This is a genomic window from Mangrovibacter plantisponsor (assembly GCF_003182475.1).
GTDB lineage: Bacteria > Pseudomonadota > Gammaproteobacteria > Enterobacterales > Enterobacteriaceae > Mangrovibacter > Mangrovibacter plantisponsor.
This window is the reverse complement of sequence record NZ_QGTS01000005.1, coordinates 1-15,903: the sequence shown is the minus strand read 5'-3', so window position 1 is coordinate 15,903 and position 15,903 is coordinate 1. Positions and strand designations below refer to the sequence as shown.

The window sequence follows — 15,903 nt, the reverse complement described above, 5'->3', positions numbered from 1 at the left end:
TGCGCAGTATAAGCCTGCTATCTTTATGGCCGACTGGTGCCTGAAACGCTGCATTCTACACTACAACCAGAAAGCGAGGAAATGCTCATGCACTCCAGCATCACGGTTGCTTCATTTATTGAGAGGCAGCAGCGGGCACCCGTTGTGTTTGGGAGGGATTACCTGGGGGTGGCAGGGGATGAATCAACAGTACGCCAGGCGTCTGGTGGCAACCCAATGCTCAAAATAACCGGGTGCATTGAAGCGCGTGCACTCAGGCGGGAGGCGCCCCAACGCGCAACATAAAACCCCAGCAGGCCACCAGCCAGTGCACCAATGCCTGTCCAGAGGTTGCTGGCAAAAACACCCTGGCAGATACCGGCCACCATAAACAGGCCAATCAGTGGCACCATATAAACCAGTAAAGCAGAGCCCAGCAAACTGCTTTCAGCAATACCCAGTTCCACTTTTTGCCCGGCGCTGAGTGGCTCTGTCGAGTGAACCGAAATTTGGTGTACCGTTTCTGGCCCAAGTTTGTTTAATACCCGGCTACCACAACCTTTGCGCGATGAACACTGGCTACAGCCACTTTGCACATCGCACTGCACTGTCGCAGTGCCATCTTGCCAGGATATTACGGTTGCCCACTCTTTAATCATTGTGTAGCCCTGAATTTTACGCTGTCTGCAATACGTTTTGCTGTTTGTGGAGGCAACTCACCCACAACAGTAATTTCCATACTGTTACGCACTTCACTGCTGACAGTTCGCCGGCCAGTTCGTAATACCTGATCACCTGTAACACCTTCAGCACGATTAATATTAATTGAAAAACTGAACAGGCCATCAGAATAGAGACGAGACTCTACGGGAACACTAAGAGTTGGTATCGGGCGACGGCTACTGGATACTTCAGTAAACCCCTGTGGCAACCAGGTAGGAGCCCAGGTGAAGTTGTTTTTTTCCGTATCTGGCATAGAAAGCAGAGGCGGTAAACTGGCCTTTTCAAGTTTCTTGATTTTGTCCGGTACCTGCTGCTCAACGGTAAAGGAGATAACCCGGAACTGCTCCAGTGTTTCGCCATCGCGGTCAAGTAAATCAACCCGTAACGGAAGGTGTGTTTCGCTGTCCAGCCAGACAATGTAGCTGTAGCGAGTACCATCGCGGGCAACAATACGCACCACTTCGCACAGCCTGTCAGCAACCCGGGTACGGCCTACCGGAATAAAATCATAATAGGGCGCAAGACGCTTGAAGTCGCTGTAGACCAGAGAGGGTAATGAATCGACGATATAATCGCCGTTAAGCGTGAAAGGATCCAGACCAGGCTCAAAATAGCTGATTTCATTGCCGCGCTGAACGACTTCACGGCGTGGGCCATCCATCTGAAGGAGTTGAGCCAGAGTTTCATTGTTCAGCCGGGCATGAGAATAACGTAGTGATTCCACACCCTGTTTATTGATGCTGATAAAAGAAAGCTCATAGTTCAGAGACTGACTGGCCTGGTTCATTTCCTGCAACAACGCCCCGGGCGATGTAGTATCTGCCGAGGCGTTATGCGTAAAAAAAATACTACCAGCCAGTAAAGAGACAACGCACAAAAGCTGCTTCATTACTGCGATTGCGTTCCTAAAGTTTGATTGCCGGGAACTTCAATACCCGCCTGCTTAGTTTGTGCCTGTTCAAATTGCAGTTTTTCTGCGTGCAACCGGCGCTGCAGTTCATAGTCCTGCAACATGGCATTAATGCGACGGCGCTGTTCCTGCATTTGTTGCTGGCCACCATCAACACTCATGCTGTCAGATGGCACACCAAGGCTAACCGGGCTGGCTTTCCCCATCATGGGTAAGGTATTAAACACCGGAGTTTCAGGCTGAGCAACTGAATCGGCTGCTCTGCCACCGGTATTATATTGCTGCACGCCGACTATCACGGCAAGCGATACACACGCGGCAACACCAATTTGGGTAAGCTGGCTCGCCCAGGGGCGAAGCTTTTTCCAAAATGGCATTTTTTGCCATTGGTGAGGCGTTGGCTGAGATTCTGTAATAAGAGGCGACGGATTACGTGCGGGCTCTTTTTCAATGGCTTCCATAACACGGGCGGAAATATCAAAATCCAGGACTGGTCCTGTATCGCCACGAAGAGTGTCACGGATAAGGTGATAGCTTTCCCACGTCTGTAACAGTGATTTATCGCGCGATAACTCGCTGATAGTTTCACTGTCCAGTGTTTCACCATCCATAAGAGCGGAAAGTTTTTCTTTCTGCATGCCTAGATACCTTTTTCCAGTATGCCGCTATCGTCAACGCCGGATAAGCGGTTGAACTTTATTATCAATTGCTTCCCTGGCCCGGAAGATACGAGAACGAACCGTACCCACAGGGCAGTCCATGATGGCAGCTATTTCTTCATAGCTCAGCCCTTCAATCTCCCGCAATGTAATAGCCATGCGCAAATCTTCCGGGAGGGACTCAATTGTCCGGAAAACAATCTGTCTCAGTTCCTCAGACAACATTAAGTTCTCAGGGTTCGAAATTTCTTTCAATGCCCCACCAGTTTCGAAATTTTCAGCATCATTTGCATCAACATCGCTGGATGGCGGGCGGCGCCCCTGAGCAACCAAATAATTTTTCGCGGTATTCACCGCAATACGATATAGCCAGGTATAAAAAGCACTTTCACCCCGGAAAGAATCCAGTGCGCGATATGCTTTAATGAAAGATTCCTGAACCACATCAGGTACATCACCTGAAGGAACATAACGGGAAACCAGACTCGCAACCTTATGCTGGTAGCGAACAACCAGTAAGTTGAATGATTTTTGATCTCCCTTCTGGACCCGTTCGACAAGAACCTGATCCGCTAACTGCTCGCTCATCCGAGGTAATTTCTCCCCAAACCCAAATTTCCACGCGTAACCAAACTGCCACTCTGTCTTCGCACAATGAGCAAGCACCAGCTAAGACACGCAGAAACAACCAGAGTTCCATTACGCTATTGTTTTTGTTCATTGATTACGGACAAATATCATTTTCATTCTTTTTTGCCGCAGCTGAACGCAAATATTAGCAACCGAAATTTGCGTTCAGGCTTGTGCAGGGTATCTCATGCATCATGTTTTTTCACCTCAAAATCACAGACTAAGGACAAGCCTCGCAAATATTTACTTAAATTTGCGCTTTATCCCTGCCTGCGCCACCTTACCTGTTTAGTCTTTGCTACGAAAATAAAAAAATTGTGCATTTTTTCACAGCCTGGTGCTATGCTCAGCAAATCTTGTTTAGTAAATTAAACACAACATCATGACAACTTCATCTGATTATATTAGTGACGTACTGATTATAGGGAGTGGTGCTGCTGGTTTGTCTTTGGCGTTACGCCTTGCCAGTAACCACAAGGTGATTGTACTGAGTAAAGGCCCCATCAGCGAAGGCTCCACCTTTTATGCGCAAGGCGGAATTGCTGCTGTTTTTGATGAAACAGACAGTGTCACTGCACATGTGGAAGATACGCTGGTAGCCGGAGCGGGCATTTGCGAACAGAGTGCTGTTGAGTTTGTTGCCAGCAATGCCCGTCATTGCGTTCAGTGGCTGATAGACCAGGGCGTAATGTTCGATACTGAAACTCAGCCAAACGGTGAAGCTGGCTATCACCTGACTCGTGAAGGGGGACACAGCCATCGCCGAATTCTGCACTCTGCAGATGCCACCGGTAAAGCTGTCGAAACCACGCTTGTCAGCCAGGCGTTAAGCCACCCCAATATTCGCGTTCTCGAACGGTTTAATGCCGTCGACCTTATCATTTCCGACAAGATTGGCTTATCCGGCACCCGACGAGTGGTCGGCGCGTGGATTTGGAACCGTGAAAAAGAGAAAGTGGAAACCTGCAAGGCGCGTTCTGTGGTACTGGCTACCGGAGGTGCATCAAAGGTCTACCAGTATACGACAAACCCGGATATTGCTTCTGGTGATGGCGTAGCTATGGCCTGGCGCGCAGGTTGCCGGGTGGCAAACCTTGAGTTTAACCAGTTCCATCCCACTGCGTTATTTCACCCACAGGCACGCAACTTCTTATTAACGGAAGCACTCCGGGGCGAAGGCGCATATCTTACCCGCGCAGATGGTTCCCGTTTCATGCCAGAGATCGATCCGCGTGCAGAGCTTGCTCCCCGGGATGTAGTTGCCAGGGCAATTGACCATGAAATGAAACGCCTTGGCGCAGATTGCATGTACCTCAATATTAGCCATAAACCCGCACCTTTCATTCGCCAGCACTTCCCCATGATTTACGAGAAGCTGTTAACGCTGGGTATTGATTTAACTACTGACCCTGTTCCCGTTGTTCCCGCAGCGCATTACACATGCGGCGGTGTAATGATTGATGAACACGGGAGAACCGATATTGACGGGTTATATGCCATTGGTGAAGTAAGCTATACCGGGCTGCATGGAGCCAACCGCATGGCATCGAATTCATTGCTGGAATGCCTGGTATATGGCTGGTCTGCAGCAGAAGATATTAACAAACGGCTGCCTGCAACCAAACATGTCCAACACCTGCCAGTCTGGGATGAAAGCCGGGTTGATGATGCCGATGAGCGGGTGGTCATTCAGCATAACTGGCATGAACTTCGCCTGTTGATGTGGGATTACGTGGGGATTGTTCGAACCAATAAACGCCTTGAGCGGGCGTTACGGCGTATCATGATGCTGCAGCAAGAAATCCATGAGTATTATGCCAATTTCCGCGTTTCCAATAATTTGCTGGAACTGCGTAACCTGGTTCAGGTTGCTGAGCTAATTGTCCGTTGCGCTCTGATGCGTAAAGAGAGCCGTGGGCTTCATTACACGCTGGATTACCCGGATACGTTGCCTGAATCCGGGCCAACCATTCTTTCGCCCACCAGCTACATAAATAAATAGAAATCCTGGGTCAGGCCGGTGTAAGCCTCTGAGTAATGCTGGTCTGGCCCGCGGATAACTATTCGCTCCGCAAAGAATTCCCCGGCAGTTGGCGACAAACCAAGCAACACACGGTGTGGAGGCTTACCTTCATGCTCAGTGATATCTGCACGAAAACGGCAATGCCAGCCTTGTTGTTCTGCCTGCGACACAAAAGCCTGCCCTATTGATTCTGGCAACACAACACAAAAAAAGCCCTGTTCAGTAATGCGGTCTGCCGCACACTGCAAAAGAGAGCTATGATCGAGTTGCGTAGTGTAACGGGCATGCTCGCGCTGAGGTGTTGCGCAGGATACACCTTTGTCGAAATACGGCGGGTTACTGACAATAAGTTCATAACGTTCAGTGTGCTGCAAATGCCACTGTTTAATATCAGACTGGTGAACCGTAATTTTATCGGCCCATGGCGAAGCTGCGGCATTTTCCCGGGCCTGAACAGCTGCTTCATTATCAATCTCAACAGCATCAATGGACGCATGCCCATGGGTACGCTGAGCCAGCATCAATGCCAGTAAGCCACTTCCCGTGCCAATATCCAGGATGCGCTTCACGCCGGCCACAGGCGCCCAGGCACCCAGGAGTACACCATCAGTTCCGACTTTCATCGCACAACGGTCATGCGCCACAAAAAATTGTTTGAAGGTGAACCCACCCCGACGAAGTACTGCTTTATGCCCGGTCATACTTGCTACCTTTACCTGAATCCGTTGTAGCATAGGAGAAAGGGCGTTACGGGAAAAGGGGTTCATGATATTAGAGATGAACATATTAGCCTAAACGTCTATAATCGCCCCCCCACTCAGAGGTAGATGATGACTGTAACCACTTTTTCCGAACTCGAACTTGATGAAAGCCTGCTGGATGCACTCCAGGATAAAGGCTTTACTCGCCCAACAGCTATTCAGGCTGAGGCAATCCCTCCTGCACTGGAGGGCCGCGATATCCTGGGCTCCGCACCAACCGGAACCGGGAAGACTGCGGCTTACTTACTGCCGGTGATGCAACATCTGCTCGATTTCCCGCGTAAAAAGTCAGGGCCTCCTCGGGTGTTGATCCTAACGCCAACTCGCGAGCTGGCAATGCAGGTTGCAGAGCATGCCAAAGAGCTGGCTACCCATACAAAGCTGGATATTGCCACCATTACTGGCGGCGTTGCTTACATGAACCATGCGGAAGTATTCAGTGAAAACCAGGACATTGTTGTTGCAACAACTGGCCGCCTGCTGCAATACATTAAAGAAGAGAATTTCGACTGCCGCGCCGTTGAAATGCTGATTCTCGATGAAGCAGACCGGATGCTGGATATGGGTTTTGCCCAAGATATTGAGCATATATCAGGGGAAACTCGCTGGCGTAAACAAACCATGTTGTTTTCCGCCACTCTTGAAGGGCAGGCGATAAAAGATTTTGCTGAACGTTTACTTGAAGACCCGGCCGAAGTGTCTGCCACGCCATCCGTTCGTGAGCGAAAAAAAATACACCAGTGGTATTACCGTGCTGACAACGTTGAGCATAAAACTGCGTTGCTGGTAAACCTGCTGGGTCAGCCTGATGTTACTCGTTCCATTGTTTTTGTGCGTAAGCGTGAGCGTGTGCATGAGTTAGCCGGGTGGCTGCGCGATGCAGGAATTCAAACCTGTTATCTCGAAGGTGAAATGGTTCAGGCTAAACGTAATGAAGCAATCAAACGCCTGACCGATGGCCGGGTTAATGTGCTTATTGCAACGGATGTTGCCGCTCGTGGTATTGATATTCCTGATGTCAGCCATGTATTTAACTTCGACTTGCCGCGTGGGAGCGACACTTACCTTCACCGCATTGGCAGAACCGGCCGCGCCGGCCGCAAAGGGACAGCCATTTCGCTAGTTGAAGCACACGACCATTTATTGCTGGGTAAAATTGAGCGTTATATTCAGGAGCCACTCAAATCACGAGTCATTGAGGAGCTTCGCCCCACCACGCGAACCCCAAGTGACAAATTGAAAGGGAAACCGTCCAAAAAGGTTAAAGCTCGCCGTGAAGAGAAGAAAAAAGAGCAGGATAAAACCAAAGGGCGAGTGAAGCAGCGCCACCGTGACACCAAAAATGTAGGTAAAAGGCGCCAGCCAGCCGCTGCTAAACAGACTTCACCAGAAGCAGAAGGCACGGACAAACAGTCATAATTGCCGCAGACACGTTATTCCACACGATAAGCCTGTGCTCATGCACGGGCTTATTTATTTGTATTGACCGGCCATGAACACAAAAAAAAACGCCACACCCGCAGGTATGGCGCTGAAAAAAACGGTTAGCGTACTATTACAGACTTTCAGTGAAAGTACGGGCAATAACATCACGCTGCTGTTCTGGCGTCAGTGAGTTAAAACGCACTGCGTAACCAGAAACACGGATAGTCAGCTGCGGGTATTTTTCCGGGTGTTTCACTGCGTCTTCCAGTGTTTCACGGCGCAGTACGTTCACGTTCAGGTGCTGACCACCTTCAACACGAACTTCTGGTTTAACTTCCATTGGGATTTCACGATATTCGATTTCACCCAGTTTGCTAACTGAAACCACTTCATCTTCGGCAAAGCCTGCTTTCGCACAAACACAACGTGCTTCACCTTTTTCGCTGTCCAGCAGCCAGAAAGAGTTCATCAAATCGTCATTTGCAGCTTTTGTAATCTGAATACCAGTAATCATGCTATGTCTCCCTAAGAGCAGTTCTTCGTGATTTTAATGGCCAGTGCCTGGCCAATTGGTAAAACCATTGTTGCGATATTGTTTATATACCAGTCGCCAGGTTTGCATTCTTTGATTTTAATCAATAAAAACCATGCAGCTAAAATGGTCATTAATGGTTCTATTTGTTTTACATCAACTTATGCATTTCATTGATGGATAAAAGTTTTGTAAATTTTCAAAAAAATTTGAATGAAATAGACAAAAATGAAGGTGCCATTTTTCTTCGCAGGGGGAACACGGTAAGCTAGCTCCAGAAAAATTGTGGGAGAGAGGCATGGCAGGAAAACTAACCTGGCACGATGTGCTGGCTGAGGAAAAACAGCAACCTTATTTCATCGAAACACTGCAAAGAGTGGCAGATGTTCGCCGGTCTGGTATTACAGTCTACCCACCAGCAAAAGATGTGTTTAATGCATTTCGTTATACAGAATTAAGTGATATCAAAGTCGTGATTCTGGGTCAGGACCCTTATCATGGCCCGGGGCAAGCCCATGGTCTGGCTTTCTCTGTGCTGCCAGGCATTGCACCGCCACCATCACTGGTGAATATGTATAAAGAGCTGGAAGGTTCGTTACCCGGTTTTCAACGCCCAAACCATGGCTATCTTGAAAGCTGGGCACGCCAGGGGGTATTACTGCTCAACACAGTGCTGACCGTTGAGGCAGGAAAAGCACATTCTCACGCCAGTTTTGGCTGGGAAACATTCACAGATAAAGTGATTTCATTGATTAATGAGCACTGTGAAGGTGTCGTTTTTCTGTTATGGGGCGCCCATGCCCAGAAAAAAGGCAGTATAATCGACCGGCAAAAACATTTCGTTTTACAGGCTCCTCACCCGTCGCCGTTATCTGCTCACCGTGGTTTCTTTGGGTGTGGGCATTTTATTAAGGCCAATGAGTATTTAGCTGAACGTGGTCTGCCTCCCATCGACTGGGTACCTCATTTACCTGAAGCAGCACAAGCGTAACACCTGTAAAAAAGCCGGTGCAAAATCAATGCACCGGCTTGTTCATTACGCCTGAGAAAACTTAGTGATTCTGGCGCCACCATTCAGCAAGAATAATCCCGCTGGCTACGGAAACGTTCAGGCTGCTGGCGCTGCCGGTCCCATCAATTGAGACATGCAAATCGGAATTGAGCAGAGCTTCATGTTTCTCATCGCTGCCTTCACGGCCAATCAGCAAAACAACCTTTTTCGGCAACTCTGCTGAAAATAAAGGTGTACCACCTTTCCCGGAAGTGCCAACAATGGTGTAGCCTGCAGCCCTGAACTGGCGCAGCGCTTCCTCAACACTACCGGAGGTAATCGCGCTAACATGCTCGGCTCCACCTTCTGCTGTTCTCACTGCAGCGCCAGACTCCAGTAACCCGGCATCATTCACCAGAACCCCGTTCACACCAAAGTGAGCACAGGAGCGGACGATCCCCCCCAGGTTATGAGGGTTACTGACATCTTCAAGCGCGAGAACACAATCTGTTTCGCCCGCCTGGCTTACCCAGGTATCCACTTCAATACCACGGCGCTTTTTAATCAGGAAACACACGCCGCCATGATGTTCAGTACCTGACGCTTTCGCCAGTTCTTCATCATCAACCACGTGATACGCTTTGCGGTTAGCTGCCATCCAGCGCAAAGCTTCTTTAAAGCGTGGGGTTACGCTCTGAACAAACCAACCACGGACAATCGCCTCAGGGCGGTTCTGGAATAATGCCAGACAGGCATTGATGCCATATACGCGCGTTTCTTCTGCCCGCTGCCGACGCAAAACTTCCGGGTCGATAAAGCTTTTGCCACTAATGCCACCATGATCCACTTCAGGCTGTTCTGCTTCGCCGGGCGCCCTGGACACAGTACGCCATGGAGAACGTTCGCGCGACGCCTTGCTGTCTGTGTCTTTACGTGGACCTTTCCCCTGCCCCCGGGATGGCTTATCCGGACGACCGCCGCCCTTGCCTGTGCGAGGATTACGCCCACGTTCACCTGAGGCATCATCCGAACGAACATACATCACCTTAACTTTACCGCTCTTACCTTTCATTTCGTCGCTCATTCTCATTCTCCACCAGCGCTGCGCGAAGCGCGAAGATTACCTGATGTAGCAAGCGTTATCTATTTCCTTTACGCAAAAGCTAACAACTATTGTACCCATCGAATAAATCGCATTGCTGTTAGCAACCTTAACAATAATAATACGCAACATATATTAAACATTTATCCGTAACTTCACAGTGACGAATTATCGTTGAGGTTAACTATGAAAACAGTATGTACCGCCTGCCAGTCCATCAATCGCCTTCCCGAAGAACGCCTCCAGGATGGCGCAAAATGTGGCCGGTGCGGTCACGCACTGTTCGATGGCAGTATCATCAATGCTACCAGTAAAACACTGGATACTATCCTCAAAGATGACCTGCCTGTAGTTATTGATTTTTGGGCTCCCTGGTGTGGCCCGTGCCGTAACTTCGCACCTGTTTTTGAAGAAGTCGCGGAGGAACGCCGTGAACATATACGTTTCGTGAAAATCAACACCGAAGCCGAACAAGAACTGAGTGCGCGTTTTCGTATCCGCAGTATCCCCACCATCATGATGTTTAAACAAGGCGAACTGGTGGATATGCTCAATGGTGCTATGCCAAAAGCTCCGTTTGATGAATGGTTGAATGAATGCCTGGAACCACAATCCTGAATCACTTGTTCCAATATCTCCACTCTGAGAGAATGGCGTTTTTCTTGTAAGCCACTTCCATGCACGATAACGCCGTTCTCCGCTTACGCGAGGCAAGACTTGCCCGTTCTACTCGCCCATTTCTTGCCCGTGGCAACAAGGTGCGTCGCTGCCAGCGCTGCCTGCTTGCGCTGACGCAATGCTTGTGTGACACCCTGGTTACAGCACCTTCACGCAGCCAGTTCAGTTTGCTTATGTATGATACTGAACCATTGAAGCCGAGTAATACAGGCCGCCTGATTGCAGATATTCTGCCGGAAACAACCGCATTTCAGTGGTCACGCACCGAACCACCAGAACCGCTATTATCAGTAATTTCATCAGGTAACTGGCAACCTATGGTCGTGTTTCCAGCCAACGATACGGGTGAATCACGCAAGGTATATCATCGCCCCCCAACTACCGGGAAACCGCCACTGTTTATTATGCTGGATGGGACATGGAGCGAAGCCCGAAAAATGTTTCGCAAAAGCCCCTGGCTGGACACGCTACCGGTCATTTCTGTGGATTTGAATGCCACTTCCAGCTACCAGTTACGTGAAGCTCACGGTGAAGGGCAGTATTGCACAGCTGAAGTGGCAATTGCCTTACTGGAACTTGCTGGCGATGTTGTTGCATCCCGTCAATTAACCCGGCATTTCACGCTGTTCCGCGAACGTTATCTTGCCGGAAAAGCTCATCATTCACACAAGGTCACAGCAAAACTGGAAGAAAGCATTTAAACTCAGCGAGTCATATCTCTTAGGGAGAGGAAGATGAGCCAGAGAGGACTGGAAGCACTATTACGGCCTGCATCAATTGCCGTTATTGGCGCGTCAATGAAACCAGGGCGTGCGGGTTTTCTGATGATGCAAAACTTACTGGCCGGAGGGTTTAAAGGCCCAGTATTGCCCGTCACACCCGCATGGAAAGCTGTTTGTGGTGTTCTGGCATGGCCTGAAGTCAGTGCATTACCTTTTTCGCCAGATCTCGCGGTACTTTGCACTCATGCCAAACGCAATATTGAATTGCTGGCGGCCTTGGGTAAAAAAGGCTGCAAAACGTGCATTGTGCTTTCTTCTCCCCCGGAGCAACAGGCTGAGCTACTCGCCTGTGCTCAACAATGGCAAATGCGCATTCTTGGCCCTAATAGCCTAGGGTTACTTGCGCCATGGCAAGGGTTGAATGCCAGCTTTTCTCCTGTTCCTATTCGCAAGGGGAAACTGGCATTTATTTCTCAGTCGGCGGCTGTCTCCAACACTATCCTTGACTGGGCTCAACAGCGTGAAATGGGCTTTTCTTATTTTGTCGCGCTTGGTGACAGCCTGGACATCAGCGTAGATGAACTGCTCGACTTTTTAGCCCGGGACAGCAAGACCAGCGCTATTCTGTTGTATCTTGAACACCTCTCTGATGCCCGCCGTTTTGTATCTGCCGGCAGAAGTGCCTCCCGTAACAAACCTGTGGTTGTTATCAAAAGTGGGCGTAGTGAACAAGCCTGGAAGTTGCTCAAAACCCACGGTGGGCTGGATATTGCATGGGATGCGGCCATTCAGCGCGCGGGTATGCTCCGAGTTCAGGATACCCATGATCTCTTCTCTGCAGTAGAAACCCTCAGCCACATGCGCCCACTAAAGGGCGAGAAAATTATGATCATGAGCAATGGGGCGGCCCCTGCCGCACTGGCAATTGATGCTTTGTGGTTAAGAAACGGCAAGCTAAGTGAACTAACAGAAGAGACCTGCAGCCATCTGGCAAAGCTGCTTCCTGCCAGTGTGGAGGCCAGTAACCCGCTTGATTTACGGGATGATGCCACTCCTGAGCATTATTGCCAGGCATTAAGCTGTATGCTTGATGACAGCAATATTGATACGTTACTGATTATTCACGCCCCCAGTGCTGCAGCCCCGGCAACAGAATGTGCTCAGGCGATTATTCAGCAATTGAAACAGCACCCGCGTGGCAAACGCCTGACCATCCTGACTAACTGGTGTGGGGAGCATTCCTCGATTGAGGCCCGGCGGTTATTCAGTGACGCAGCCATCCCTACTTACCGGACGCCAGAGGGTGCCATCACCGCATTCATGCATATGGTTGAATACCGGCGCAACCAAAAGCAATTGCGTGAAACCCCAGCCTTGCCCGCAAACCTGCAACAGAATACAACAGAAGCGCACCGGAGATTACAGCAGGCATTAGAGCAAGGCGTCACCACCCTCGATACCCATGAGGTTCGCCCAATTCTGGAAGCTTACGGTCTGAAAACACTGCCAACATGGATTGCAGGTGACAGTGCTGAAGCCGTGCATATTGCGGAGCAAATTGGCTACCCGGTCGCCCTGAAATTACGTTCCCCAGACATTCCTCATAAATCTGAAGTTCAGGGGGTGATGTTGTACCTCAGGACTCCCGCCGAAGTTGAGCATGCGGCAGAAGCAATTATTGACCGTGTCAGGCTGACCTGGCCTCAGGCAAGTATTCATGGTCTGTTAGTTCAAAGCATGGCTAACCGGGCGGGAGCGCAGGAACTCCGTATTCAGGTGGATAACGACCCACTGTTTGGCCCGCTGATCATGCTGGGTGAAGGTGGCCGAGACTGGCAACCGGATAAACAAGCCGTTGTTGCCTTACCTCCCCTGAATATGAATCTGGCGCGCTATTTGATCATTCAGGCAATTAAATTAGGGAAAATTCGGGGGCAAAGTGCGCTATCACCACTCGATATTGCTGGCCTGAGCCACATTCTGGTGCAAGTATCCAACCTGATTATTGATTGCCCGGAAATCAGTAAGCTGGATATTCATCCGTTGCTGGTTTCTGGCAGTGATTTCAGTTTGCTGGATGTAACATTGCAACTGGCTTCTCCAGAAAATACAACACCACACCAGCTTGTTATTCGCCCTTATCCCCATGAACTCGAAGAGCAAGTCGTACTGAAAAGTGGAGCCAACTGTTTATTTCGCCCCATTCTTCCAGAGGATGAACCCCTGCTGCAGCTGTTTATCAGCCAGGTGACAAAAGAAGATCTCTATTACCGCTATTTCAGCGAAATCAATGAATTTACCCATGATGATTTAGCTAACATGACGCAGATAGACTACGATCGAGAAATGGCTTTTGTCGCCGTTCGTTCAACACATGGAGGAGATGAAATTATCGGTGTATCACGGGCAATATCAGATCCCGATAATGTCGATGCCGAATTTGCCGTATTGGTTCGTTCTGATCTTAAGGGCCTGGGGTTGGGAAGAAAATTGATGGAAAAACTCATCAGCTATACTCGGGATCATGGGCTCAATAACTTAAACGGTATCACCATGCCAGGAAATCAGGGGATGATAACACTGGCTAAAAAGTTGGGGTTTCGCATAGAGACGATGCTGGAAGATGGTATTGTCAGCCTGACCCTGCCACTATCAACAGAGTCTGAATTATGAATATGTTAGCTACATTCATGCCTTGTAGTGGTATCATCGACAGATTCTGTCGCCAGGCTTAAGCGCCTGGCTGCCCTAAATAGAGAGAAGATTAGCACTGTGATGTTGTCCAGACTTAAGCGAAATAAACATCAACAACACCTTGCCCAGTTACCCAAGCTTCCTCAGTCAGTTGATGATGTTGAGTTCTTTTTTTCCCCTGCAGATTTCAGGGAAACGCTGCTGGAAAAAATAGCGACGGCGACAAAGCGCATCTGTATTGTTGCGCTGTATTTGGAGCAGGACGATGGCGGACAGGCAGTGCTTGCGGCTCTGTATCAGGCTAAAAAGCTCCGGCCAGAATTAGAGGTAACGGTGCTGGTTGACTGGCACCGTGCACAGCGCGGCCGCATAGGTGTTGCGGCATCTGATACAAACGCAGACTGGTACGCCAGAATGGCGTCTGAACATCCGGGTACGGTTATTCCCGTCTATGGCGTTCCTGTCAACACACGTGAAGCATTGGGCGTACTGCATTTTAAGGGGTTCATCATTGATAACGCTGTTTTGTACAGCGGGGCCAGTTTGAACGATGTATACCTTCATCAGCATGATAAATACCGCTACGACCGCTACCACTTAATCCGCAACGGCGCGTTGGCAGATACGCTGTATGTTTGGGTAAAACAAAATCTGGTAGCTGGCATGGCGGTAAACCGGCTCGATGCGCCTGAGCGGCCAAAAAGCCAGGATATCAAAAATGATATTCGCTTATACCGGCAGAAACTACGGGAAAGTAGCTACCACTATACCGGGCGGTCAGATAACGAAACATTATCGGTGACACCACTAGTTGGTCTCGGTAAATCCAGTTTACTGAACAGAACCATTTGCCATCTGATTCCGTGCACTGAACATAAGCTGACTATCTGCACACCTTATTTTAATTTACCCGCTATTTTAGTGCGTAATATCATTGGGCTACTACGAGCAGGTAAGCAAGTCGAAATTATTGTGGGCGATAAAACGGCCAATGATTTTTACATCCCCGAAGATCAGCCTTTTAAAATTATTGGTGCCCTGCCATATCTTTATGAGATCAATTTGCGCAGGTTTATTAGCCGGCTGCAATATTATGTCAACAGTGGCCAGTTAATTGTTCGTTTATGGAAAGATGCAGACAACAGCTATCACCTGAAAGGTATGTGGGTAGATACAGAATGGATGCTATTAACGGGCAACAACCTGAATCCCCGCGCGTGGCGGCTTGATCTTGAAAATGCCATTCTGGTGCACGACCCACTTAATGAACTGGAAGCTTCACGAGAGCACGAACTCCAGTTAATTCGCCAGCACACAACTATAGTTCAGCATTATCGTGACCTGCAAAGTATTGCAGACTACCCGGTTAAAGTGCGTAAACTCATTCGCCGTTTACGCCGAATCCGTATCGATAAGTTGATTAGCAGAATGTTGTAACCTGCCTTTATTTCCTTGTCTGGGTTCGCCAGGCAAGGTTTTATTCTCTCCTGCTATTCCTGTCTTATTAAGCCAGTTATTCCCACTCTTATTTGATACTGCTCGTATTTGTTTTCCATTGCGGCTTAACATATTTGTGGTGTTGTCTATGTTAACCCTGTACAGGCTGGTTCTCTTCTGCCTGACTGTTAATTTGCTGAATGCTGAAACACAAAAGCAAAAAACCCCCAGCTTTCGCTGAGGGTTCTTCTTAATTGAAGCCTGGCAGTTCCCTACTCTCGCATGGGGAGACCCCACACTACCATCGGCGCTACGGCGTTTCACTTCTGAGTTCGGCATGGGGTCAGGTGGGACCACCGCGCTGTTGCCGCCAGGCATATTCTTTGTGCTCGGTCGTGTCTCTTTTACGTTCTTGCTGTGTTGCTTTCGCCTGCTCGCTCAGTCACATACTTCAGTATGCTCCCTGCGCTGTGCGGCTCTGCGCCTTGCCATAACGTAAAATCCATCACGACTTTACTTATCCGTTAACAAGCTAAAAATCGTCGTCTCTCACACCAAAACATCTTTGGCGTTGTAAGGTTAAGCCTCACGGTTCATTAGTACCGGTTAGCTCAACGCATCGCTGCGCTTACACACC

The 15,903-nt window shown here is 49.2% G+C and carries 14 protein-coding genes and 1 rRNA gene; 7 read left to right on the top strand and 8 right to left on the bottom strand.

The genetic code is table 11. The annotated features are described in order from the left end of the window. Window positions 1-158: 158 nt before the first annotated feature. The 4 genes from rseC to rpoE are packed head-to-tail and all read right to left on the bottom strand — an operon-like array spanning window position 159 to window position 2,859. On the bottom strand, window positions 159-638 hold the full coding sequence (rseC, locus tag DES37_RS08830; RefSeq protein ID WP_036116418.1) for a SoxR-reducing system protein RseC: 480 nt from the start codon (window positions 636-638) through the stop codon (window positions 159-161). Continuing rightward, complete coding sequence (gene rseB / locus DES37_RS08825) at window positions 635-1,591, bottom strand: sigma-E factor regulatory protein RseB (protein WP_110025576.1); 957 nt, start codon at window positions 1,589-1,591, stop codon at window positions 635-637. Before rseB ends, rseC begins: the two co-directional genes overlap by 4 nt. Continuing rightward, complete coding sequence (gene rseA / locus DES37_RS08820; protein ID WP_036116423.1) at window positions 1,591-2,250, bottom strand: anti-sigma-E factor RseA; 660 nt, start codon at window positions 2,248-2,250, stop codon at window positions 1,591-1,593. The genes rseB and rseA overlap by 1 nt, the downstream gene beginning before the upstream one ends. A 33-nt stretch (window positions 2,251-2,283) precedes the next feature. Then, window positions 2,284-2,859 (bottom strand): RNA polymerase sigma factor RpoE, encoded by a 576-nt coding sequence (gene rpoE, locus DES37_RS08815; protein ID WP_036116426.1) that lies wholly within the window; start codon window positions 2,857-2,859, stop codon window positions 2,284-2,286. 424 nt (window positions 2,860-3,283) lie between these two features. On the opposite strand from rpoE, the gene nadB reads away from it, so the two are divergent. After that, on the top strand, window positions 3,284-4,903 hold the full coding sequence (nadB, locus tag DES37_RS08805) for an L-aspartate oxidase (RefSeq protein WP_036116427.1): 1,620 nt from the start codon (window positions 3,284-3,286) through the stop codon (window positions 4,901-4,903). Here the strand turns inward: nadB and trmN are convergent. Beyond that, window positions 4,888-5,625 carry a tRNA(1)(Val) (adenine(37)-N(6))-methyltransferase TrmN gene (gene trmN, locus DES37_RS08800; protein WP_036116429.1) on the bottom strand — a complete coding sequence of 246 codons (738 nt, stop codon included), beginning with the start codon at window positions 5,623-5,625 and terminating at the stop codon, window positions 4,888-4,890. The two genes, nadB and trmN, sit on opposite strands and share 16 nt — an antisense overlap. A gap of 129 nt (window positions 5,626-5,754) precedes the next feature. Between trmN and srmB the strand changes: the two genes are divergently transcribed. Further along, window positions 5,755-7,104 (top strand): ATP-dependent RNA helicase SrmB, encoded by a 1,350-nt coding sequence (srmB, locus tag DES37_RS08795; RefSeq protein ID WP_110025575.1) that lies wholly within the window; start codon window positions 5,755-5,757, stop codon window positions 7,102-7,104. Between the two features lie 136 nt (window positions 7,105-7,240). Here srmB and grcA read toward each other — a convergent pair whose 3' ends face one another. After that, on the bottom strand, window positions 7,241-7,624 hold the full coding sequence (gene grcA / locus DES37_RS08790; protein WP_036116431.1) for an autonomous glycyl radical cofactor GrcA: 384 nt from the start codon (window positions 7,622-7,624) through the stop codon (window positions 7,241-7,243). Between the two features lie 316 nt (window positions 7,625-7,940). On the opposite strand from grcA, the gene ung reads away from it, so the two are divergent. After that, window positions 7,941-8,633: a uracil-DNA glycosylase gene (gene ung / locus DES37_RS08785; protein ID WP_110025574.1), complete on the top strand. Its 693-nt coding sequence runs from the start codon at window positions 7,941-7,943 to the stop codon at window positions 8,631-8,633. 61 nt (window positions 8,634-8,694) lie between these two features. Here the strand turns inward: ung and DES37_RS08780 are convergent, their stop codons facing one another. Further along, a complete protein-coding gene (locus tag DES37_RS08780; protein WP_110025573.1) occupies window positions 8,695-9,717 on the bottom strand; it encodes a tRNA/rRNA methyltransferase in 1,023 nt (340 codons plus the stop codon). A 204-nt stretch (window positions 9,718-9,921) separates the two neighbouring features. Between DES37_RS08780 and trxC the strand changes: the two genes are divergently transcribed. The 4 genes from trxC (at window position 9,922) to pssA (ending at window position 15,266) form a co-directional block, all read left to right on the top strand. Continuing rightward, window positions 9,922-10,353, top strand: coding sequence for a thioredoxin TrxC (gene trxC / locus DES37_RS08775; protein ID WP_036116436.1), 432 nt, complete (start codon window positions 9,922-9,924; stop codon window positions 10,351-10,353). A 59-nt stretch (window positions 10,354-10,412) separates the two neighbouring features. Beyond that, on the top strand, window positions 10,413-11,114 hold the full coding sequence (locus DES37_RS08770) for a tRNA-uridine aminocarboxypropyltransferase (RefSeq protein WP_110025572.1): 702 nt from the start codon (window positions 10,413-10,415) through the stop codon (window positions 11,112-11,114). Between the two features lie 33 nt (window positions 11,115-11,147). Continuing rightward, on the top strand, window positions 11,148-13,808 hold the full coding sequence (locus tag DES37_RS08765) for a bifunctional acetate--CoA ligase family protein/GNAT family N-acetyltransferase (RefSeq protein WP_110025571.1): 2,661 nt from the start codon (window positions 11,148-11,150) through the stop codon (window positions 13,806-13,808). A gap of 102 nt (window positions 13,809-13,910) precedes the next feature. After that, window positions 13,911-15,266, top strand: a complete 1,356-nt coding sequence (pssA, locus tag DES37_RS08760; RefSeq protein WP_110025570.1) for a CDP-diacylglycerol--serine O-phosphatidyltransferase — start codon at window positions 13,911-13,913, stop codon at window positions 15,264-15,266. Between the two features lie 259 nt (window positions 15,267-15,525). On the opposite strand, the gene rrf is transcribed toward pssA, so the two are convergent. Continuing rightward, window positions 15,526-15,641: ribosomal RNA gene (gene rrf, locus DES37_RS08755) — 5S ribosomal RNA — on the bottom strand. Window positions 15,642-15,903 lie beyond the last annotated feature (262 nt).